Below are 21,968 nucleotides of genomic sequence, written 5' to 3'. Positions count from 1 at the left end.
CGTTAACTGATGATTGGAATAATTATGAACAACAAAATGATCATAGGGAACACTGAAGCACTTTGCTTACCTGAGTTAGGGATAACAGGATTGCACACGCGCGTAGACACAGGGGCAAAAACCTCTTCTCTACACGTAGACAACCTACTTTGCTTTAAAGAAGATGGGCAACGTTACGTTGAGTTCGATCTACACCCAGACGTGTACCACCTAGAAGAGACCGTGCGTTGCACCGCGAAATTAAAAGCGAGCAAGAAGATCAAGTCTTCGAATGGTGAAGTAGAGACACGCTGTGTGATTGAAACACTACTGCGTATGGGTGGTCAGCAATGGCTGATCGACCTAACGTTGAGTAACCGTCAAGACATGACTTACATGATGCTTTTAGGGCGTCAGGGTATGAGTAATAAAGTGATTGTTGACCCAAGTGAGTCTTTCTTACTTAACTGACCCTGCTCTTACGCGAAACCGTAATTTAAGCAGAGTCCAAATAAGCTATTTTGCCGAATACGCTTGTATAAATTGCTACTCGTCCTGCACAAAGGCCAGTCACTATGACTGGCCTTTGTCATTTAGGGTTTCTTTTTATCGATAAAGCCAAACCGCCAAATCGACTTCAGCAAACTCTTGCATTTAATTTTAGTCACGCGCCAATGAGTCACAGGCCTGCGTGGCGCACTTACCAACAGATGCTCAAAAGCGGGCTGATCAAAAGCCACCTGCCCTCCATGTGCCACCAACAAGGTGTCCAGATGCAGATCGTAGATCCGCTCTACCGATTGACGGTACTTATTGGGGTGAAAGATAGGGAATGGTGGAATCAACTTCTGTTTCACTTCCACCATCAAATCCGCCACGTACGCCAAGCGCTCAGATGGGCAGTAAACAGACAAATCTCTGTCTGTATGACCTGGAGTTTCCAATACCACCCAATCCTCAAAACCGGGAATAGTCTCACCATCCGACAACTTATAGTCTGGCTTTAACTTACGTGAGTACCAAAGATTGGCTTTAGGCCTACCTAACCGGTTTGCCATCCAACGTGCCAACGCCAAATCCGTCAGATGCATCAGCATTCCGTCCCAACGTGCGTACCAATCGAACTCCCGGTCAGCGGACACCAACTTACAACCCGTTAAGGCTCGCAGTTTATGTGCCGCCCCTGCATGATCTGGATGCATGTGCGTCACCACAACAGTATGTAAGTCATGGAAATCGCGCCCAAGGTCTTGTTCGATAAAGGACTTTAGATGTGGAATGTCTGCTCGGCATGCGCCATCAAGCAATAACAAACGATCAGGATACTCCACCAAATACATGTCTTGGATATACCCATTAATAGTGTGCAGTTGCAAAACGACTCCTTGTTCACTGCTAACTGGTCAGACCTATACAATAGCAAAATCACCCACAAATGTGATCATTTTGTTAAATAAGGATGTCGTTACACACGAAATCAACAGCGAATGAGATCTATCATTGAACCAGACACCGGGCTTTTGGAACCCACACTCAGCGTTAATTTTCAGGCTCTGTGAGAGACTCAACCAGCTCCTTAGTATGAATATCTGCCTCATCAAAGTCATAATTTGAAACGGCACTTTCTAGCTTTTCTAATACACTCGTTAGCTTCGAGTTTTCTAGAGAAGCCACCAGCGCCTCACACGTTTCAACAGCCGCGAAGTCATACTCTTCAATTTGAGCCACTAACTGTTCAATTAAGAGTTGGATCTGTTCTACATCCATAGCCGTTGTAGATTCCAACTCCTCTCGCGATGCCAGATAGTCATTAATGGTCAACAAGGCTTGTTGCGCAGCCCGGTTCAGGCTCTCGAATAACATTTGATACTGCGCTTTATCATCAGCACGCAGTGCATCTTCAAGCTCGAGACTGGTTTGGTAAACGCCATCGCACCCAATATTGCCCGACACGCCTTTCAGAGTATGCGTCGTCAACAGAGCCTGCTTGTGATCATCTTGCTCAAGCGCATTCTCAATCACAGACAGCGATTCTTGTAAGGTATTCGACACATTAGTCAGCGCCTTGTCGTAAGACGCTACACGCCCGCCAAATCGTGCAACCGCACCTTTAACGTCAAAGCCTTCAAGCTCTGGAAGTGCAACGTCCTCTGCTTTGATAGTCTCTGTATCCGTTATGCTAAGATTGTGTGACACCCACTGATTCAGTACCTTAAATAGTCGCTCAGGGTCGATCGGTTTAGCCACATGATCATTCATGCCTGCAGCAATACACGCCTCTCTATCGCTGGCCAACGCGTTGGCCGTCATGGCGATAATAGGCAGGTCAGTTAGGCCAAGCTGCTGTCGAATCACTTGAGTGGCTTCAAATCCATCCATCACTGGCATCTGAATATCCATAAGCACCGCATCGTATTGATGCTTGGAGACTAGTGACACCGCTTGTTGACCATCGGCAGCGACACTCACTTCGCACTGAGCCAATTCCAGTAACTCAACCGCCACTTGTTGATTAACTTCGTTATCTTCGACCAGAAGAACGTGCGTTCCTTTAATGCCCTGCTCTAAAGCGATATCGCTCAGCGGTTGATGCATCAAATTCGCACTCTCAGCCTTGCTCTCCTTATCAAAGGATTGAGAGATAGCGTCAAACAGGTATGAAGAAGAGACAGGCTTCACCAAAAAGCCATCCACCCCCTTCTGCACGGCTTGGTCTCGTACTTCATCGTCCCCATACGCCGTCACCATCACCACTTTTGGTGACACCTTTAGAGACAACTTCCGTACTGAATCTAAGGTATCCAAGCCACTCATGTGTGGCATTTTGTAATCCATCAAAATGAGATCGTAGGGCTGGTTGGCAGAGTCGGCTGTCGTCAGTTGCAACAGTGCCTGCATCCCTGAATCGACAGCGTCAGATTCTAGCCCCATGGCTTGAGTCATGCTGGTAAGAATATCCCTCGACTCCGCTGAGTCATCAACCACTAAGGCACGCAGCCCTTGATAGTCACTAGACAGCTTAGGCTGCTTCAGCGAGGTACTGTGATCGATGTCCAGAGTGAGGTCGAAATAGAAGGTACTACCGACACCGTGTTGGCTATCGCAGCCAATCTCACCATCCATCAGATCAACCAAGTTTTTCGAAATGGATAGCCCAAGCCCCGTCCCACCAAACTGTCGCGTCGTTGAGCTATCTGCTTGAGAAAAGGACGAAAACAGTCGAGACATCTGTTCAGGCGTCATACCAATCCCCGAGTCCTGAACACTGAATCTAAGTTCTACACGATTCTCAGATTGCGCGACTTGCTCCACCTTAACCACAACCTCGCCCTCGTGAGTAAACTTGACCGCGTTGTTAGTTAAGTTCAGTAATACCTGACCGATACGCAGCGGATCACCCAGTAGCATGGTCGGGATGTTAGGATCAATCGCTATCAACAGCTCTAGGTTCTTCTCTTGGGATTTAACACTGACAATATTCGACAAGTTATCCATCACATTGGTCAGTGCAAATGGGATCACTTCCAGATCCAACTTGCCAGCCTCAATCTTGGAGAAATCAAGAATGTCGTTTATAACGCCAAGCAGCGAGTTGGATGCCGTCAGGATCTTGTTGAGATAATCACTCTGTTTACGGTTTAAGTCCGTCTGCAAAGCAAGGTAGCTCATGCCGATGATCGCATTCATCGGCGTGCGGATTTCATGGCTCATATTGGCGAGGAAATCGCTCTTTGATTGCGTCGCTTCTTCGGCTACCGTCTTCGCTAACTCAAGGTCATTTTGAATCGATTTAAGCTCTGTGACGTCGGTAGAGAAACCGAACATACCAATCATGGTGCCGTCTTCTTCTAGCAGCGGGATCTTCTTGGTTAAGAAGTGATGTTCAACCCCGTGTCTGTCGATTAGGCTGTCTTCATACTCTTGAGATTCACCACTCATTAGCACTTGTTTATCGACTTGCTTAATCGCATCGGCGCGTTCAGCATCAAAGATATCACTGTCTCGATTATCCAGAATATCGCCCGCACCCAACCCAGTGACTGACTCAAAGTGCTTATTCACCAACTGGTAACGTCCATCCATATCTTTCAAATAGATAGAGGTGCCGGTCGCGTTATCAATGATGCTGGTTAAGCGAAGTGTGCGCTCACGTACGCTGCGCTCCAATTGCTCATTTGACTCGAGTAATATCGCTTGCGTACGACGCCCTAACCACAAAGAAAGTCCCGCCAAACCAATGGTCAAGAACACGGTAAATGCGAGCAGGGAAACGATCAGATTTCGCGTCGATATGTACCCCTTTAATGCCTCTTGTTCATCGATTTCAGTGACAAAACCAAACTGTTCCCCCTCGCGCCACACCCAACTTCCGAGTACAGGCACGCCGCGATAATCTAAGTACCCAACGCCACTGCTGCCTTTGGTATCACGAAGTGCGCCAAGGAAGGCTTTGGTGTAGTTGTCGTCATCTGTAAAGAATCGTGGTTTGGTGCCATTGCCCACCACCTGTTGTTCCGGTGTGACCATTTGCAGATTTAGAATCGCATTGGCATGATCATCTAACACACCTTGCGCATGCAGTGCTGGTTCAAAACGACTGGTTGTTAAGAAGTAGCCCTCTTCGTCAAACGCGTAGGACTCGCCACTCTGCCCTACTCGTCCTGAGGTGAAAATCTGGCTAAACTCATGCGTCGGGTCGTAACGTAGCGTCATCGCCGCAATCACTTCACCCGTTTGATTAATGATAGGTGCCGCGAAAAACATGGTCGCATCACGGCTCTGTTGCTGAGATTGATGATCGGAACGAATGTCAGAATCAATCGGTGTGATCAGCACGGTTTCGCCTAAAAATACTCTATCTAACAACTCAGGTCGTTGCTGCTGGATCACGTTGAGCTCACCGAGGTTGCTGTCTCTCATTGATCCAATGTTGATACGCTCCGGTGAGATGATAAAGAAGCCGCGATCACCATGCAGCGCTTGTTGTGAAGCAAAAAACACACGTAAGTCGATCAACACGGTCGAGAATTTGATTGCCTGTTTACTCGGCTCAACCTTTAATAGCTCAGTCACCATCGGAAGCAGTGCGGGATCACGTGACAATGAATCTATGTGCGAGGTTTTGCCATCTAACCAGATATCAATACTGGTATTAAGCGCCTCACTAATACCCGACAGTGAGATTTGAATATTGTGTCGTGTCTGCTGCTCTACCTTACCAATCACAAGATAAGCCGCCAGCGACACCATACTCAGCACCAGAACGATCACCCCACTCGCCACCAGCATCATTTTCTTGGTGTACAAGTTATGAATCGCTCTATTCGACAGGTACTTGTTCAACAGAATAGGAATAAGGAGTAACGCCCCAAGAACTAACGCTGCGCCGATGCTCACTTTGATGATTAGGTCTGAATTAATGGGGCTCTGCGAGAACATCTCACTCTGTCTTACTCGCCCTTCATTCGGCGTCATTTCACGGGTCTGATATTGGCTCAGTATTGTACTGAGCTGATCCGCCGTCAGATGACTCTGCGCTTTGTTGAGTGCCGATATCACGCCTTTATCAAGATGTTGACCAAAGGCCATTAAATACTGAATTGGCGTGCTGGTGATGATAGGAATCTCTAGCTCAAGCCATTGATTAGATGAAAGCAGGTGCTCCAACAACATACCATCGGCAAGTAACCCAGCCAGATCCCCACTGGCGACCTGATTAAGCCCTTGTCTTGGGTCGTTGACCGTGGCAAAGAACAGCTCAGGATAAGTTCGATTAAGTGTTTCAATGTACTGATTGGAACCGACAACTCCCACCACACTGTCTGGTTTTAGTTCACTAAGGGAGGTTAGGCGTCTGTTTTGAGTTTGGGCTGCCAATGCATAGTATGAGCTGATGATCGGCTTACGAATCGTATACCCGGATTGCTCGACAAAAAAGTCGCGCTCACCAATAAGCACATCCACTTGCGAGCCTGATGATGCTTGTCCAGTCTCTTGAAGAGGAAGAGCTTGAGCAGAAAAGGCTTGATGAGAAAGGGCGCGATTTTGAAATGTGATGCCGACCTTACTGCCTATCGCACTGAGGATCGTATCATTCAGGTCGAAACTCTCTTCGTCAGAAAACATCCCGCCAAGAGACCTCACGCTGAGCGTCGAATCCGCCAATACCGACTTGATTTCATCCGGAGTCAGCGCGACGCTCTGCTGCGATTCTGTCGCCAAAATACGCTTTCTTAGCTCATTCACATCCGCCATATCAAGATGCTGCATCGCCTTAACCAAGATCGAGTGCAACAACTGACGATCTTTCGGCACGCCGATGTTCATGTTGTCGAGTTCAGGGTTACCGATGTTCAGTTCGTTTTTAATTTCAAGATCATAGAGCGCGTTTTCGTTGATCACTTGTCGTGCGATCACGATACGCGACAATACCGCATCCACCTCGCCAAACTGCAAAGCCTTCAACGCTTGAGTCGAGTCTTCACGAGGTGACAGTATTAGATCTTCATCGCGCAGCACCTCTTCGAGAAACGACCCTTCGACAAAAGAGACTCGTTTTCCTTTTAGGCTTTCAAAGGTACTTAAATCCGACGTTTGTTTAGTCACAATTACATTGGGGTTGCGCGCATAAGGCGGCGTGTATAGAAAGTGATGCTCAACGCGCTCAGGGGTTTTAATCAAGTCTAAGATAAGATCTGCGTTACCGCGTAACGCGACATCATACACTTGGTTCCAAGGCCCCGAAACAAACTCGACCTCAACGCCCATCAGTTGCGCAAGCAACTTGACGTATTCAACCGAGAAACCCTGTGATGCTTGATTGGTAACGTAACTAAAAGGCTTCCAATCTTGGTCATGAGCAACCCGAAGAGTTCGATTGTTCTCAAGCCACTCAGCTTCTTCTTCAGTCAACCCTAGATCATGCTCAGAATCAGTCAGATCAGCGTGCAACCACTTAGATTGAATCACCTGCTTCTCTTCAGAGCTCATCGCGTGCAGTGTTTTCTGAATAATAGCGTGCAACATCGGCTGCTCGCTACTTATCGCCATCGCTCCATCTTTGGTCGAGGTGCGCCCTGCAATTCGTAAGCTACCAATCCCTCGTTGCAACAACTCATAAGAAGCCACCGGGTAATAATGAATCATCGCATCGGCATGACCAAACAGTAGTCGGTCGATTGCCTCACGCGAATTTTTCGCCACTAGCACTTCAATCTGTGGATGATCTTGTTTTATCTCTCTCTCCGATGACCACTCAGCCACCACCACGACTTTCTTACCCTTAAGGTCATCCAAATTTTGAATGCCTTTGGTGTCATTGCGCACCAAAATGACGCTCGGATAATCCAAATAACTCTCAGTAAAAAGAAGCGGTTGCCCCTCGCGGCCGTAAGATGAGATCAAGGGCAACAGATCGATCTGTCCTTGTTGCATTAAATCTACTGACTGTTGCCATGAGTCAGTCTTCACCATCTCAAATTTAAGGCCTGTTTCGTCTGCCACATAGTCGAGCATATCGGCCACGATTCCAGCGTATTCCCCTTGTTCATTAATAAACTCCACAGGAGCAAAATCTGGGTCGCCAGCAAAGGTTACCGTGGGGTTTTGCAATAACCATTCTCGCTCTTGCTTGTTGAAGAGAGTCTGTGATGTCGTTTGAACATCATCAGATGTAAGCATCGAAGCGAGCGCAGGATGTGCCGCATAAGGCACGAGAAAGAAGAGCAGCGAGAACAATACGATCATCCATGACCGAGTGACATTGAGCATTAGCACAGTCCTTGTGTATAGGGTTTACCGCGTTTTCATGTCCTTGAAAACCTCTCCAGATTAGCAACTTTGAATACGATATTCTATTAAATAGTTTTTATAAAACAGTGAGCTAAAAGGAAATGCGATCCCATTAACTTATAGAAGATCAGAATTAGGAAACCATTCCATATATTATTGTGAAGCGACTGCATCTTCATCGAACTTTTTATTGCACTCCGTGCGTAACTGACATAATTTGAGATTGATCGATAAGGAACATCGACCGCTTTAAGTTTCAACATGGATGCTGAAGACCTCAATTATGAACAATGTACTGATCAACCCCTCCGCCACTGAGCCTACCTACGAATTGAAGCGCGTGCTGATCGTCGATGATTTTGATTGCATGACTCAAACCATGGCGACCATCTTAGAATCCCTCAAGTTTCGTGGGATACATCGCGCTAAAGATGGCCGAGAAGCCCTGATAAAACTCAAAACCTACAGTATCGATCTCATTATCTCTGATTGGAACATGCCCAAAATGAACGGGCTTGAGTTGCTCAAGACCATTCGTCGCGACGAAGATTTCGCCCACATTCCGTTTGTGATGGTCACCGGCAATATCGACCAAGGCGATGTCATGACATCAATTAAACATGGCGTGACAGACTACTTAGTCAAGCCATTTTCTCGCAGTATGCTGATAGAGAGAGTACACAAGGCGTTTAAGGCACCCACACCACAACTCATTGTCGACAAAGCAGGTTCACCAGAAATCAGTCGTCGAATTGAAAACATCCCTAAACCAATGCCTCAAAACATCTTGTTGGTGGATGATGAGCCGAACAACCTGATGGTGCTGGGTGAACTGTTAAAAAGTCACTACAAGATTCAAGCCTGTCGTACCGGTAAAAAGGCGATAGAGCTGTGCGATAAGGACACGCCACCCGATCTAATTCTGCTCGATATTATGATGCCAGAGATGTCAGGGTTAGAAGTGTGTAAAGCGCTCAAGAGTAACCCACTCACTGAACACATTCCGATCATCTTTGTATCCGCTCTTTCGCAAACAGACGATGTCGTGAAAGGCTTAGCACTCGGGGCTGTTGATTATATCACTAAGCCGATTACCCCAGAGATCGTATTGGCTCGCGTCAAAAACCACATGAAGTTAGTACAGCAGCGTATGGATATGCAGCTTCAAATAGAAACTATGGTCGAAAACACGCGCCTACGTGACGAAATTGACCGTATGTTCCAACATGACCTCAGCAACCCACTGACAGCTATCATCACCAGCTTACCTGCTCTTGAGCAGAAGGCTCAGGACTGCAATGAAGAGATCGATGTGATTCGCGAGTCTTCAATGATGATCCAGAAAATGGTCAACAGCCAAGAGACTTTGATAAAGTTAGAGGAAGACAAATATAAGGTTCAACTTAAGCTAATCGATGCCCACTCTTTGATTAAAAAGCTCTGCTACGGCATGCAAGCCAAGTGTGAAAAGCGCAATATCTTTATTCACTACAATGTGCCACCCTCACACAAATACATGGGTGATTCGCTACTCAGTTACACCATGTTCTCTAACCTGATCAACAACGCGGTCGAGGCATCGCCACGGGGCAACAACGTCAAAGTCTCTAGCCACCTCGATTACGATGAAAACACGGTTCGTTTCACGATTCACAATATGGGTGAGATCCCGCCTTATCTTCACAAAACCTTCTTCGACAAGTTTGTTACCGATGGCAAAGTAAACGGTACAGGTATTGGTACCTATTCCGCTCGACTCGCCGCAGAAGCGCAAGGGGGAACCATCGATTTCACCACCTCTTATGAAGAAGGCACCACTCTCATTCTCACCTTCCCAATTGAATTTAGTGATTGATACAGAGCCGGTTCTTCCTCTTTAATTGAGCCGAAGTAAGCACAATCACTACGCCTCTCGGCTCGACTCATACAGGGTATCGAGCCGCTTCAACTCACTCTATTTCAGCTAATTTATCGTCACGACAACCTACCTGATTTGTTGGCTCGAGTTATTCAGACTATATAAGTGCCCCTTATTCATATGTCCGAGTGCTTTACATGAACCAACTGATCGATGCGTTATCTACCCAAGGCTATTTTGTTTGGGATGACTTCCTAACTTACGATGAAGTCGTGGCGTTGAGGGACTGTATTCCAGACAACTGGAAAAAGGCTAGGATTGGCCGTAACGAAGAAGTCATGCGCGAGTCGAGCATTCGCAGCGATAAAATCCAATGGTTGAGCCGAGATATGGGACAACCCGCTTCGCAATTTCTAGATAAAATGGAGCAGATTCGTTTGGCGGCAAACCAAGCTTTCTTCCTAGGATTGTTTGAGTATGAAGCGCACTTTGCAAAATACGACAAAGGGGATTTCTACCAAAAGCATCTCGATTGCTTCCAAGGCAATGAAAACCGCCGCCTAACTACCGTGTTCTATATGAACGATGAATGGTCTGAGCAAGATGCAGGGGAGCTAGTGGTGTATGACTTAGACGATAACCACGTAGCAACCATTCCCCCAAAAGCGGGACGTCTATTTGTGTTCTTCTCGGAGCAATTCCCACACGAAGTGCTGCCAACCAATACCGAACGTTTTAGTATCGCAGGGTGGTTCCGTATTAATGGCGTGAAAGATAATCAACTGGATATCGCGCACTAATTGCCGACCAAAAACCTGAGATGCGCCTCAATTGAGGTGTTTCTCACACTCTTCACATCAACATCAATGCCCATGCACTTTAACCAATCCGATGCAAACTCAATTTGTGCATCAAGATAACGACGATAACTCGTTTATCCTTTAGACTTAGTTTATGCATGAATAACAATGCGTTGAAGAAGGAAACACTATGCCTCCTATGATTGTTGGTCACCGTGGTGTCGCAGGGACGCATCCTGAAAACACCCAAGCAAGTATTGAACAGGCAGCTAAACTTGGCCTGAAATGGATTGAAGTCGACATCCAGCCTACATTGGACGATCAACTGGTGGTGTGTCACGACCATACGCTTGAGCGCTGCAGTGACGGTACAGGTCGCGTCGACGAGCATACCTTAGCAGAGCTTAAACAGTTCGATTTTGGTTCATGGAAGTCGTCAGAGTTTGAAGATGAGAAAATTCTGACTCTCGCAGAGCTGTTGGCTTTGGTTGAAGAACTCGATCTAAGCGTTAATTTAGAGGTGAAAGTCGATACCCGCCACCAGCCCGCGCATGTTGTTGAGCTGCTTCACGACGAGTTAATCCGTTGTTCGATGGATACCGACCGCATCCTGATTTCTAGCTTTAGCCATCGAGTGGTTGAAGAGGTGAAAAAGCACATGCCTCAATACCGAGTCGGCATGATCACCGAGCAGTTAGCACAGGAAGATAAAACGACTGTAGAGAGTGTCAACGCCTTCAGCTGCCACTTGAATTACGCCAACCTAACTCAAGCTGACATTGAATACTTTAAGCAGACCGGAAAAGAGATCTGGTGCTACACCGTCAACCAAAGTGCAGACTTTGAATATATCAATCAAGTCGATGCTATCTTCACTGACTTTCCAACTCGATTCATCGAGTCATAACGAGAGCCACTGGGCACAACTACCATTCAATATGGATAGGCGTGCCCATTTGAACCAGCTCTATAAACTCATCCATCTCTCGGTTAGTAATAGCAATACAACCATCAGTCCAATCAAAACTCTGAATATAACGCGAAGCGCGTCGTTCCCCGTTTTTCAATCCGTGTATTTTGATATCCCCACCAGGGTCTAAGTCATACTTCTTTGCCCACTCCAAATCTGACAACGTGGGGTAACTAATGTGAACAGAACGGTAAAAGCGAGACTCTTCTAACACGTAATCTAGATGGTATTGCCCTTCTGGTGTGCGATTGTCCCCCTCAAAGCGCTTATGGCCTTTTGGTTGCTTGCCCAGTGCGATTCTGTATTCCCGAATTAAGCTATCCCCATTGAGCAGAAACATGCGCCTTAACGACTTGTCGACTCTAACCAAAGTGACCTTGGGTTGCGTCATACTCGATGCTTGATGAGTGCTATTTACTGCGTCTAGTGGGATACCGGCCCAGCTAAATATAGGAAGCATAAAAATAAGCCCAAGCATGATTGAAGCAAGATAACTCATACATCCTCAAGCGGCATAGACATGATTCGCGATTGGGTCACCATTCCAAGAGACTCATAGAAACGTTGCGCGTCCTGATTGAACTCCATCACCTCTAAACGCAGCTCTGTCGCACCATTAGACTGTGCCCATTGATTGAACGCGCGCATCAACTTTTTGCCTAGTCCTTGCCCTTGAACGTCGTCCCCGACCACTATAGTGTTTACTCGCGCGACTTTATGGTCTTGAATAAAGCTTACGCCGTTATTCTGTGTGATTTTTCCAGCCAGAAAAGCAACAACCTCTTCATCCTTTTCAACAACCAAGAAGTGCCCTTCAGGTTCCAGCATTAAGCCTAGCCAATACGCTTCAGAGCCACTATCTGCTTCTTGAGGGGAACTAAAAACCGTGGGAGCGCCTTGATGATGTTGGCGATTGATCTGGTGAGAAAGCTTTAATATGAATTGAATATCAGCCACTTTGGCCGCGCGTATACGCATAATAACTACCTTGTTTGCAATTAGTATTACCTTAGCAAAATCCGTCATTCACTGCACAACTCACATCAGGTAAGCATGTCCCAACTAACATTAATAATATTAGGCTCTCTACAACAATAATTTGTTCCGCAATTAACGCTCTTTTCGCTTACACCCAGTGCTACTATCCCAACACACCAATAAGAAGGACGGAAAAACCGATATGATTAAGTTTGCTGTAATTGGCACCAATTGGATTACTCAAAAATTTGTGCAGGCTGCACATGAAGTTAACGCTATGCAATTAACCGCCGTCTATTCTCGAAATCTAGAGAGCGCAGTTGAGTTCGGCAAGGAGTTTGGCATAGAGACTCACTACACAGATATAGACGAGCTTGCTGACGATCCGGCCATTGATGCTGTTTACATCGCCTCACCGAATTCGTTCCACTGTCAGCAAGCAATCATGCTGATGGAGCACAACAAGCACGTTATCTGCGAGAAACCTATTGCTTCAAACATTCGTGAAGCAACCAAGATGTTTGAAGTTGCCAAAGACAATAATGTTGTTCTGTTCGAGGCTTACAAATCTCAATATCTCCCTAACTTTCAAGCCGTTCAACAAGCGTTGCCTAAGATAGGTAGAATCCATAAAGCGCACATCAGCTACTGTCAGTACTCGTCTCGCTATCAACGATACCTGGACGGAGAAAACCCAAACACGTTCAACCCCGCTTTCTCAAATGGCTCGTTAGTGGACATCGGTTTCTACTCTGTAGCCGCAGCTGTTTCTCTGTTTGGGAAACCTAAGAGCGTTCAAGCATCAGCACACCTACTAGAATCAGGGGTTGATGGTCACGGCAGTGCCATCTTCTACTACCCAGAATTCGACGTGACCCTAGCGCACTCTAAGGTCAGTGACTCTTACGCATACAGCGAGATTCAAGGTGAATTAGGCGCAATTCTGATCGACCATATTGCAGAATGTACCCACGTTAAGATTCAGTACCGAAATGGCGATGTTGAAGAATTAAGCCAACCACAACGCGAGAACTCGATGTGCTACGAGGCTGAGATGTTTGCTCAAGTGCTGAAAGGTAACAAAGAAGCGCAATCACAAGCGCAACAGCGCGCGATCACCGTGTCAGAGCTAATAACAGAAATGCGTCGTCAGGTTGGTGTGCATTATCCAGCGGACGAACTTTAAACATATTTCGCTAACCCTATGATTTGTAGTGATCGACTTATCTTGAATAACCTTTCGTTGTCTTGACGACAAATTACCTGATTAGTCGATCACTGGATCATCTGATTAAATCCGCCTTCGAAAAGCAAAGTTAATTTTAATTTATTGAAGGTGTTTAAAATGTTTTCAATCGAAGATCGTGTTGTAGCAACAAAGGGTATCGAACTAGGTGAGATGGTAGTAACAGGCCTAAGCTCTGGCGGTTTCTACGTTCACGTTTCAACTATCGAGGGTGGTCTAACACTAACTTACCCTATGCAAGATCTTAAAAAAGCATAATTAGACGTTTTTAGCTCGCGATAGCGCGCAATTAAAAACATCAACGAATTAGGGCCTTGGTCAATACACTCTTCTGCATTGGAGTGAATTACCAGGGCCTTATCTATTTCTGCGACCCACTACAACTTCATGCCTCACCCAGCTCCTTGCGGGTTACGAAATTTCTATTACATTTCAATACAAGTACTTATGGTCTTAAATAAGTTCTGATACATTAGCGTTATCTTATGCTTTGGAAAGCTTATACATTTAAGGGGAAGCCATGAAGCTTTATATCTATGATCACTGCCCATTCTGCGCCCGCGTCGCTTTCGTTGCACGCTCGCTAGGGCTGACTGTGGAACTGGTGTCAGTCGACTATCATGATGCACAGACCTTGATTGATCTTATTGGTAAAAAAATGGTGCCAGTTCTTGAAAAAGACGACGGTTCTATCATGGCGGAAAGCCTAGACATCATCAGTTACTTTATGGATCTTGCGAACAGCGATGAACCTCGAGAGCCTGCAAACCCTGTAACCCAGTTCCAGACTCGCGCTTTCCCACTCACACAGCGTATCGGTCGCCCACGTTGGTGGAAACTAGACCTACCTGAATATCGCACCGAAGAGAGCAAAGCAGCTTGGCGCGAGAGTAAAGAGACGGAAGAGTTCAACTTCGACAAACTGATTGAACAGACTCCTCAATTCGTACAGTTGATCAATCCGTTGTTAAAAGATGCAGAGTTATTGCTTAACTTCGAGAATGGTGAATCAACTCTGCCTCTTATCGATCAGGCAGTTTACTTCTCGATGCTTCGTGGTTTCTATGTTGAGCCAAGTATTGAATGGCCGCCAAAACTGGATCGCTGGATGGAGCGAAAGAGTCATGAACTCGGTGTTGGGCTGCTTGAATAGGCTCATACCAATCGCAATGAATAACCGAAGCCTAGCGCTTCGGTTTTTTATTGGGTGTAGTAATACGAATACGCGGTTTATTTAACCTGAGCAACTTTACTCATGATGGACTTAAGCTCTTGTACCAACTCTGGATGTTTTAACTGTCCAGCTGCTACGTCGAAATTATCGTAAAAGCTTGGTACCGATAAATGCCCTTTCACATCGGCGTCAAAGTATGGCGCAGAAGCCACAGCTGAAGCTAGCACTGAACTTGCACCACCCGCGCCGGGTGACGTCGCTAGCATCACGACAGGCTTACCTTGATACACCTTCATATTAATGCGAGAGACCCAGTCAAAGATATTCTTAAACGCTGCCGTATAAGTCCCATTGTATTCGGCAAACGAGATTACAACGGCATCTGACTCGCTAATCTTATTATAGAATCGATGAGCCAACTCTGGAATCCCCTGGTTCTTTTCACGCTGTTCACTGTAAATCGGCATTTCAAAGTCGTTCAGGTCTAGAGTCTCCACCGCTGATCCAGTGATTAAGCCAGCGGTATATGTCGCCAATTGTTTGTTGATAGATTCCGTGCTGTTGGTCGCGCCTATTGCTAATATCTTCATTGTTAAGCCTCTGGTTTGTCTAAAAATGGAATAAATGCTTGGTACGAAATCTTAGGTTCCAGACCAAAGTGCTGTTTTAGTGCGTGATAAAAATCCGATTCGTTCTCTAATTCGATCTCTTGCTCTACACCACCTCGTCGAATCTTTAATGTTCGATTGAATAAAGTCGTAATACCCTCATCAGTCGGCCTTGCGACAACACAGTTCTGAGTAAACAAAGAGCTTGGATGAGTCGAGGTAAAATGATTACCGTATTCCAAGTCATTCCAAATCACATGGTTCATATCTAAGCTGTACATGTTTTTCCATGCGTCTTCGTCGAAGGTCTGCAGCATGTTTCCGAACAGTGGATCTTTAATGAACCGAAACGTTTGCAGATCGGTTTTGATCTCTTGATTGAATATCAGCGGTAGCGGTGCTCGTGGTGTGCTGGTGCCAAAACCGGCGTCGACAATCCACTGTTGATCGTCAATGGTCACCAAATTGATACGATGACCATGTCCTGTTGGTTGCTCACCAAAATGCACACGAGCAAGCAGAGGTCGAATGGTAAATCCAAGGTATGAAAGGACATTGAATAGCAACCCGTTGAGCTCTTGGCAGTAACCACCTCGCTCGCTCACAACCAATTTCTCGAATATCGCCTGTTGCGTGATATCAATCGACTCACCGTTTAAGATCGCCAAATTCTCAAATGGGATTGCGCGGTGTTGATGATGGTGGATAAGCCTTAGTGTCGATTCATTAATCTCAGGGGGATGGATTAAGCCAATTCGTTGGAAGTACTGTTCAATCATTTTTGGATTCATATCGTGCCTTTATATTTAGTTGGAGAGCCTCTCTCCTTATCGCTTGGTTGGCATCATAAAACCTCAAGTTAACTTTAGGTAAAGCACTTTTTTTATTTATTTTTTTAGATTGCTTTCACTTCATTTAGAAAATAAAAAAGCGAGCTCAGTGCTCGCTTTTGGTTGAGGGATTTCTGCTCATATTAGCTGGCGCTTTTCACCTTGAATTGGCCGACGATACTCTGCAGTTTCTCTGATAAATTGACGAGCTCCTGGCTCGACTCAACGGTTTGCTCCGCGCCCGTAACGCTCTCTTTGGTTATACGGTTCACGTTAACCACGTTTTGGTTTATCTGCTCGACCGTGACACTTTGCTGCTCTGAGGCACTCGCACTTTGTGTACTCATGTCAGTGATACGGCTGATGGATTGAGTGATGACATCAAACGCATGGCCTGATTTTTCGGCATTGACGACACTTGCTTTAGCAATATCACTACAAGTCCCCATGCTGCTGACCACTTCTTGGGTTCCTGCTTGTAAGCGCTCAATCAAGCTCTGAATCTCAGAGGTAGAATCTTGCGTACGCTGAGCAAGGCTTCGAACCTCATCTGCCACCACAGCAAAGCCTCTTCCTTGTTCTCCAGCCCTAGCGGCTTCTATCGCTGCATTTAGAGCCAATAGATTGGTTTGCGCCGCAATATCTAAAATCACATCAAGAATACCGCCAATATTGGTGGCCTCGCGGGACAAGTCTTCTAAGCGACTCATGGTGCCATCAATCTCGGATTCTAAAGAATTAATACTGTCTGTAGTCTGTTCTACAACCGCCTGCCCTTGTTTTGCTTCACTGCTCGCTTCTTCTGCAGATTGAGCAGTATCAACCGCATTACGAGCCACCTCTTGAACAGAAATCGACATCTGATTCATTGCGACTGCAACTTGATCAGTCATCAACATCTGTTCATTGGCACCTTTGTTGGTGGCGACAGTGATGTTGGTGAGCTGGGTAGATGAGCTGCTAAGACGCTCACTCGCGACCATCATATTGCTAATAATGGTTTTTAGGCTGTCTGCCGTAACTTTCAGAGCATCGGTTAACTGGCCGATTTCGTTCTGCTCACCTTTTTCAATCTTAACCGTGAGATCACCCTTCGCCAGTTGTTTAGCAATACCAATCACATATTGAATCTGCGCAGTAATATTTCTTGAAATGAAAGCACCAAACCCAAAGCAGAACAGTGCTGAAGATACGCCACCAGCGACAATCACAATCAACGCCAGTTCTGAGGCTGTTGTCGCAGCCTCTTTACGCTCAACCATCAAGCCTTTTTCGATATCGATGATCTCTGCAACTTTGCCTCGCAGAGCATCCATAAATTGCTTCCCTTCTTTTTTGGACAACTTGGCGTAGAGAGCATCAATGGAATTAAACCGGTTTGCTTGTCGGACTAAGGCAATAGCTTGCGACGCGTAATCATCGATCCATGCGCGAACATCTCGAGCTAACTTGGAGTTACCCATAAAAGCGAGCTCTTGTTCTACTTGCTCTATGCCATTGTGATAGGGTTCGAGGAACTCTTCTTGGCGATTCAACATAAACCCGCGTAAGCCGGTTTCCATGTTGATCATATGGTTGATGAGTCGCTCACCATTAGGATACTGACCCGAGGCGGCTTCTTTTCTCAAGGCATCCATTTTTTGTTTGCCGACACCACTGGCGATCAGGGATTGCAACTCATTAACATAAGTCTCACCTTCATAGATGCTTTTTCGAAGTGAGATAACCTCTTCTGCATACGCCTGCCAACCCAATGCGAGTTGCTTAACTTCATCAAAGCGCGCCTGTTGAGGAGGATTGTCTCTAGTTAGATTCCTGACTATGGTGAAACTATCATCAAAAGCCTTTTGACCGAAATAGTAAGGTTCTAAATACTCTTCCTGCCCCCCAATCGCATACCCTCTCAATCCGGTTTCTCGGTCGACCATGGAGTTAACTAATCGGTCGGAGTGATCGATAACTTGATATGTGTGGGTGACCATATCATCAGTGTTGTTGAGTGTTTTGATGGAGTTCCAAACGACAACACACAGCACAACCAAAATACTGACGGTAATCATGTTGCCAATAAGCAAGCGATTTCGGATCGAAAGTGACGATATTTTCATAAGCAGTTTTCCCTAACCTTTGTGAGCCTGACGTCTATCTTTGTAATTAATTATCGATTACTTCAGTAACCGTACTTAAAAGCATAGATAGTCGTTGCGCAAACAGGCAAAGAATAAATGCCACTTATCTCATATCAAATATGTATACAGATGTGAATATAGGTTTTGTTCGAACATATTTTTTAAGGATCTAATAACACTCAATCCCCCACTCCATATTGATAAAGTGTTCACCTGCCGGCGCATTGTAATCTTGAAGTTCAATTCTCGCACTCACTGTTACGTTGGGGTATTCACGCAAGAAATCAGATTCTAATTCAATACCTTGCCGCCAGTAGTCGACATTGCCTTGATAACGAAAAGCACCATCTACCCGAAAGTAAACTTGTGACGGCTCAACCGTGCCTTCAAAGCTACCAAGGTCAAAATGGACCAGCTTCAATCTCACACGCCCACCTTTTCTGTTTGATGTCAGCTCGAAGCTCAGTGCTTGCCCATCGTAGTGATGCCCAAAATTGAGCTCTCCCGCATTATCAATCACTTTTATGCCGCATTGCTCATGCACATGCTTAGAAAATCTGAGGCTCTTGTGCTCTGTGGCTGCAAGCCCGTACGACGCGTGGAGCATCATAAAAGCGAGTAGAAAAACCTTGGTTTTCAATTGACTATTACCTTTACAATAAAGTCTCTAACTGCTTCTTTGGTAGACGCTTCAGTACTTTTAATTTGATCATTCTCTAGTGACACCAAATATGTAGAGTTAATGGATATCTGCTTGTCGTTATATTTATAATCTACAATCAGATCGCAAGATATATATTCATCATCCGAATGATTAATCATGGTAGAAGAATAATCATAACGACTACTTACATTCATTAATTCTACTTGAGTCCAATTAATATATTCCGAGCTAGATAACCCATCAAATATTCGATTCTCATGATATTCTGACCCACTCTCACAAAGTTTATTAAAATCTTCTCCATTTTTATGATCTTTATTTTTCTGACTCAGTGCATAAGGAGAAAGAAACAGTACTAAGAAAAGAAACAACATTGTTTTCATAACAAGACCTAAAAAACCCTCAGATGAGGGCTTTAACGATTAATCATCACACTCAATGATCCAATTAGTCACCAATTCATAATCATCGGCATCGAGGTTACTTTCATCTATGGAAACTCGAGCGGCTAGATTAACTAAATTGTTCGACCTAAGATCATCACGTGAGAATTCAATCCCCTCTTCCCAATCTGGGGCACTCATATCAGCCGACACCGAACTTTCTGCTTTGAAGTGAACATCATGCTTGGTGACTTGATCACCGAGATCTTCTGTTTTGATTGGCTCAACTCTAAACTCAATCTTGCCGTCTTTCTCATTGTTAATGAGTTTTACCTGCGCGGTTGAATCGAGGTAGTTATCGCCAAAAGCAAGATCCGCTGTGGCTGCCGTTACATCAATACCGCACTGCTTTTCCACTTTGGCAGAAAAGGTAACATCGCCGCTAGTGGCTTCATCATCTCCGTGGTCGGGTGGCATAGCGTATACTGTGGACACCGACAACACACCACATGTTGCCATGAACATTAGCTGTTTTCTCATACTCATCACTTACTCCGAAAAGGTTGTATTCATTTGTTTCATCTTGAGAAGACGATACTTCTCAGCTTCAATTTGCAGTAATTTAAGCTCGTGTTCTGCTTGAGCTAACTCTTCTTCTCTCTTCCTCTCTCTCAATTCAAATTCATATAAGCGAGAACAATCCACACGCTCTTCTCCACCAAATTGGAAGGTGATGGCGGCATAGATACCCGCTTCATCTTGGTTTTGGTGGTAATAATTGTTGGGATCACCACCGTAATAGTTGTCACTGTCTTCATTGCCCGTCGCACCATAAGTACCAAACTGAATGGTTTTACCTGTCGAAATGGCTTGCTCACACGACGCTCCTTCCGAAGTTCGAACACGGTCAGTACCCGATGGGTTGGAGACACTCGGAATCGGGTTAGCGCTCGCCAATGCGGGGACAAATAACGTCAAAATCAATAAGAACATTCGCCTCATCATCAATACCTTTCGAATTTAATGTTGGTGCACACTTCATAGCTATTAGGTGAATCAGTGACCATTCTCGTACATATTTTTTTCTTGGTTTTCTGACCAGCTGGTGTCTTCACATTAATATTGAGTTCGATGTCTTGATTAGGTCCTAAGCTCAATTTATTCGGAAAAGACTTATTATCGATACGTAAGTAATAGTCCGCTTTTTTGTTGTACTTATTTATTAAAGTGAACTTAACTTCAGTTTTATCGGAATATGCTTGAAACTGTTTTTGGTCCCACACATGTAAATTAGCCATAGCAGGCAGGCTCATTGTTAATAGAGCAGACAGAATTAATATGGTGGTTTTCATCTAGGTATAACCTCAATCAAATTGGTTACGGCTAGATTATTGGAGATAATTCCAGATCTTTTACCATTTTGCGCCACTCAATTATTTTATTTAGACAATGAGTATTTATTTACGCAGCAATGACACTGTCTTGAACAACCTCTAACAGGAGAGAGCAAAACAAACAGTAGAAGTGGGTTTTCTATGGCAGGGAGATCGCTTCAAGAAGAAGAATGACGTCAGAAGTGGTTAGAAGTTTGGACAAGTGACGATCTTGCCGCCTCGAATAAAACGGCAAAATCGTCTAATCAGAAAAAGATCAAAGCAATCGGCGTCTCAATCCTGTTCGCTCTAAAATGCGTGTTGAGATCTCCTCAACCGAAAGTGAAGAGGTATTGATGTACGGGATCGCTTCACGACGGAAAAGCCCTTCTACCGTTTGCAACTCGTAAAGACACTGCGAGTCACTGGCGTATTCGCTTCCCGCTAGACGATTTTCACGAATCTCAGTTAAACGCTCTGCATCGATCGTCAAACCAAATAGCTTATGACGGTGGATCTCAAACTCAGGCAATAGTCTCAGTCTCGCAATGTCGTCATGGATGAATGGGTAGTTAGCCACACGCAATCCGAATTGCATTGCCATATAGAGGCTAGTCGGAGTCTTACCGCTACGAGAGACACCAAGCAGAATAATATCGGCCTCCTCTAGTCCCCTTAGCGTAATTCCATCGTCATGCGCAAGGGTGTACTCGATCGCCGCAATACGATCGAAGTACTTGTCAGAATCCTTGTTAACGCTGCGCGAGCGCTGCAGCTTCGGTTTGGGTGCCATTTTGGTGTCGTCTTGCACTTTCTGCACAATACTCTCTAACACGTCATAACAGTGCGCAGGGGCCGCCAACAGCTTTTTCTTGATGTCTGGGATAACAATCGAGAAAAACACCAGCGGTTCGTAACCTGTCTCTTGGTAGGAAATCTCAATCTCCTTGAGTAGGTCACTCAATTTGTCTTCGCTTTCCACAAACGGGAAGGTTTTTTCGTTAGCTTTGAAGGGAAATTGACCTAGAACAACGTGCCCTAAAGTCTCACATGTTATGGCCGTTCCATCAGAAACATAGAATACATCACGACTTTGAATATCAATTTGCATTTTTTATTTAATGTTTAAAATTATTTTGAGTAGGATGGACACCATAATATATATAACAAAAGCCTGCTGACTAT

At 45.2% G+C, this 21,968-nt stretch carries 18 protein-coding genes and 1 pseudogene; 7 read left to right on the top strand and 12 right to left on the bottom strand.

Annotated features, from left to right (window positions below; all coding sequences use genetic code 11):
* The first annotated feature begins 24 nt into the window (after nt 1–24).
* Complete coding sequence (locus AC6R05_RS17830; protein ID WP_032550185.1) at nt 25–450, top strand: ATP-dependent zinc protease family protein; 426 nt, start codon at nt 25–27, stop codon at nt 448–450.
* Nucleotides 451–572: 122 nt separating this feature from the next.
* Here AC6R05_RS17830 and AC6R05_RS17825 read toward each other — a convergent pair whose 3' ends face one another.
* Entirely contained in the window at nt 573–1,355 is a 783-nt protein-coding gene (locus tag AC6R05_RS17825) for an MBL fold metallo-hydrolase (protein WP_500648181.1), read from the bottom strand.
* Nucleotides 1,356–1,518: 163 nt separating this feature from the next.
* Nucleotides 1,519–7,749 carry a response regulator gene (locus tag AC6R05_RS17820; protein ID WP_500648180.1) on the bottom strand — a complete coding sequence of 2,077 codons (6,231 nt, stop codon included), beginning with the start codon at nt 7,747–7,749 and terminating at the stop codon, nt 1,519–1,521.
* A gap of 304 nt (nt 7,750–8,053) precedes the next feature.
* On the opposite strand from AC6R05_RS17820, the gene AC6R05_RS17815 reads away from it, so the two are divergent.
* The 3 genes from AC6R05_RS17815 (at nt 8,054) to AC6R05_RS17805 (ending at nt 11,335) form a co-directional block, all read left to right on the top strand.
* On the top strand, nt 8,054–9,625 hold the full coding sequence (locus AC6R05_RS17815; protein ID WP_500648179.1) for a response regulator: 1,572 nt from the start codon (nt 8,054–8,056) through the stop codon (nt 9,623–9,625).
* 200 nt (nt 9,626–9,825) lie between these two features.
* Nucleotides 9,826–10,428 (top strand): 2OG-Fe(II) oxygenase, encoded by a 603-nt coding sequence (locus AC6R05_RS17810; RefSeq protein ID WP_285465516.1) that lies wholly within the window; start codon nt 9,826–9,828, stop codon nt 10,426–10,428.
* 190 nt (nt 10,429–10,618) lie between these two features.
* Entirely contained in the window at nt 10,619–11,335 is a 717-nt protein-coding gene (locus AC6R05_RS17805; protein ID WP_500648178.1) for a glycerophosphodiester phosphodiesterase family protein, read from the top strand.
* A 19-nt stretch (nt 11,336–11,354) separates the two neighbouring features.
* On the opposite strand, the pseudogene AC6R05_RS17800 reads toward AC6R05_RS17805, so the two are convergent.
* A pseudogene (locus AC6R05_RS17800) lies at nt 11,355–11,774 on the bottom strand (L,D-transpeptidase family protein); the annotation flags it as partial.
* A 119-nt stretch (nt 11,775–11,893) separates the two neighbouring features.
* Nucleotides 11,894–12,376 carry a GNAT family N-acetyltransferase gene (locus AC6R05_RS17795; RefSeq protein WP_500648177.1) on the bottom strand — a complete coding sequence of 161 codons (483 nt, stop codon included), beginning with the start codon at nt 12,374–12,376 and terminating at the stop codon, nt 11,894–11,896.
* 202 nt (nt 12,377–12,578) lie between these two features.
* Here AC6R05_RS17795 and AC6R05_RS17790 point away from each other — a divergent pair, with 202 nt between their 5' ends.
* The 3 genes from AC6R05_RS17790 to grxB all read left to right on the top strand — a co-directional run bounded on the left by AC6R05_RS17790 (nt 12,579) and on the right by grxB (nt 14,775).
* Nucleotides 12,579–13,562 carry a Gfo/Idh/MocA family protein gene (locus tag AC6R05_RS17790; RefSeq protein WP_500648176.1) on the top strand — a complete coding sequence of 328 codons (984 nt, stop codon included), beginning with the start codon at nt 12,579–12,581 and terminating at the stop codon, nt 13,560–13,562.
* A 159-nt stretch (nt 13,563–13,721) separates the two neighbouring features.
* Entirely contained in the window at nt 13,722–13,880 is a 159-nt protein-coding gene (locus tag AC6R05_RS17785) for a hypothetical protein (protein ID WP_150868588.1), read from the top strand.
* Nucleotides 13,881–14,142: 262 nt separating this feature from the next.
* A complete protein-coding gene (gene grxB, locus AC6R05_RS17780) occupies nt 14,143–14,775 on the top strand; it encodes a glutaredoxin 2 (protein ID WP_032550180.1) in 633 nt (210 codons plus the stop codon).
* 77 nt (nt 14,776–14,852) lie between these two features.
* Here the strand turns inward: grxB and AC6R05_RS17775 are convergent, their stop codons facing one another.
* From AC6R05_RS17775 to ppsR, 8 genes are all read right to left on the bottom strand, one after another.
* A complete protein-coding gene (locus AC6R05_RS17775; RefSeq protein ID WP_500648175.1) occupies nt 14,853–15,386 on the bottom strand; it encodes an NADPH-dependent FMN reductase in 534 nt (177 codons plus the stop codon).
* A 2-nt stretch (nt 15,387–15,388) separates the two neighbouring features.
* Nucleotides 15,389–16,195, bottom strand: coding sequence for an arylamine N-acetyltransferase family protein (locus tag AC6R05_RS17770; RefSeq protein ID WP_500648174.1), 807 nt, complete (start codon nt 16,193–16,195; stop codon nt 15,389–15,391).
* A gap of 182 nt (nt 16,196–16,377) precedes the next feature.
* Complete coding sequence (locus tag AC6R05_RS17765; RefSeq protein WP_500648173.1) at nt 16,378–18,342, bottom strand: CHASE3 domain-containing protein; 1,965 nt, start codon at nt 18,340–18,342, stop codon at nt 16,378–16,380.
* A gap of 190 nt (nt 18,343–18,532) precedes the next feature.
* Entirely contained in the window at nt 18,533–19,003 is a 471-nt protein-coding gene (locus tag AC6R05_RS17760) for a hypothetical protein (protein ID WP_500648172.1), read from the bottom strand.
* On the bottom strand, nt 19,000–19,410 hold the full coding sequence (locus tag AC6R05_RS17755; protein ID WP_500648171.1) for a hypothetical protein: 411 nt from the start codon (nt 19,408–19,410) through the stop codon (nt 19,000–19,002). Before AC6R05_RS17755 ends, AC6R05_RS17760 begins: the two co-directional genes overlap by 4 nt.
* A 39-nt stretch (nt 19,411–19,449) precedes the next feature.
* Nucleotides 19,450–19,956: a hypothetical protein gene (locus AC6R05_RS17750; protein WP_500648170.1), complete on the bottom strand. Its 507-nt coding sequence runs from the start codon at nt 19,954–19,956 to the stop codon at nt 19,450–19,452.
* Between the two features lie 3 nt (nt 19,957–19,959).
* Nucleotides 19,960–20,403: a hypothetical protein gene (locus AC6R05_RS17745; RefSeq protein WP_500648169.1), complete on the bottom strand. Its 444-nt coding sequence runs from the start codon at nt 20,401–20,403 to the stop codon at nt 19,960–19,962.
* Nucleotides 20,404–21,060: 657 nt separating this feature from the next.
* Complete coding sequence (gene ppsR, locus AC6R05_RS17740; RefSeq protein ID WP_032550172.1) at nt 21,061–21,894, bottom strand: posphoenolpyruvate synthetase regulatory kinase/phosphorylase PpsR; 834 nt, start codon at nt 21,892–21,894, stop codon at nt 21,061–21,063.
* Nucleotides 21,895–21,968: the final 74 nt, after the last annotated feature.

The sequence above is a fragment of the Vibrio sp. R11-SG3-ISO9 genome, assembly GCF_059834255.1.
This window is presented reverse-complemented; position numbering and strand designations above follow the sequence as displayed.

Coding starts and splice junctions, on each gene's coding strand:
- AC6R05_RS17810 (WP_285465516.1), top strand. CDS start 9,826: ATGAACCAACTGATCGATGCGTTATCTACCCAAGGCTATTTTGTTTGG.
- AC6R05_RS17815 (WP_500648179.1), top strand. CDS start 8,054: ATGAACAATGTACTGATCAACCCCTCCGCCACTGAGCCTACCTACGAA.
- AC6R05_RS17745 (WP_500648169.1), bottom strand. CDS start 20,403: ATGTTCTTATTGATTTTGACGTTATTTGTCCCCGCATTGGCGAGCGCT.
- AC6R05_RS17750 (WP_500648170.1), bottom strand. CDS start 19,956: ATGAGTATGAGAAAACAGCTAATGTTCATGGCAACATGTGGTGTGTTG.
- ppsR (WP_032550172.1), bottom strand. CDS start 21,894: ATGCAAATTGATATTCAAAGTCGTGATGTATTCTATGTTTCTGATGGA.
- AC6R05_RS17795 (WP_500648177.1), bottom strand. CDS start 12,376: ATGCGTATACGCGCGGCCAAAGTGGCTGATATTCAATTCATATTAAAG.
- AC6R05_RS17785 (WP_150868588.1), top strand. CDS start 13,722: ATGTTTTCAATCGAAGATCGTGTTGTAGCAACAAAGGGTATCGAACTA.
- AC6R05_RS17770 (WP_500648174.1), bottom strand. CDS start 16,195: ATGAATCCAAAAATGATTGAACAGTACTTCCAACGAATTGGCTTAATC.
- AC6R05_RS17755 (WP_500648171.1), bottom strand. CDS start 19,410: ATGAAAACAATGTTGTTTCTTTTCTTAGTACTGTTTCTTTCTCCTTAT.
- grxB (WP_032550180.1), top strand. CDS start 14,143: ATGAAGCTTTATATCTATGATCACTGCCCATTCTGCGCCCGCGTCGCT.
- AC6R05_RS17820 (WP_500648180.1), bottom strand. CDS start 7,749: ATGCTCAATGTCACTCGGTCATGGATGATCGTATTGTTCTCGCTGCTC.
- AC6R05_RS17765 (WP_500648173.1), bottom strand. CDS start 18,342: ATGAAAATATCGTCACTTTCGATCCGAAATCGCTTGCTTATTGGCAAC.
- AC6R05_RS17775 (WP_500648175.1), bottom strand. CDS start 15,386: ATGAAGATATTAGCAATAGGCGCGACCAACAGCACGGAATCTATCAAC.
- AC6R05_RS17805 (WP_500648178.1), top strand. CDS start 10,619: ATGCCTCCTATGATTGTTGGTCACCGTGGTGTCGCAGGGACGCATCCT.
- AC6R05_RS17790 (WP_500648176.1), top strand. CDS start 12,579: ATGATTAAGTTTGCTGTAATTGGCACCAATTGGATTACTCAAAAATTT.
- AC6R05_RS17830 (WP_032550185.1), top strand. CDS start 25: ATGAACAACAAAATGATCATAGGGAACACTGAAGCACTTTGCTTACCT.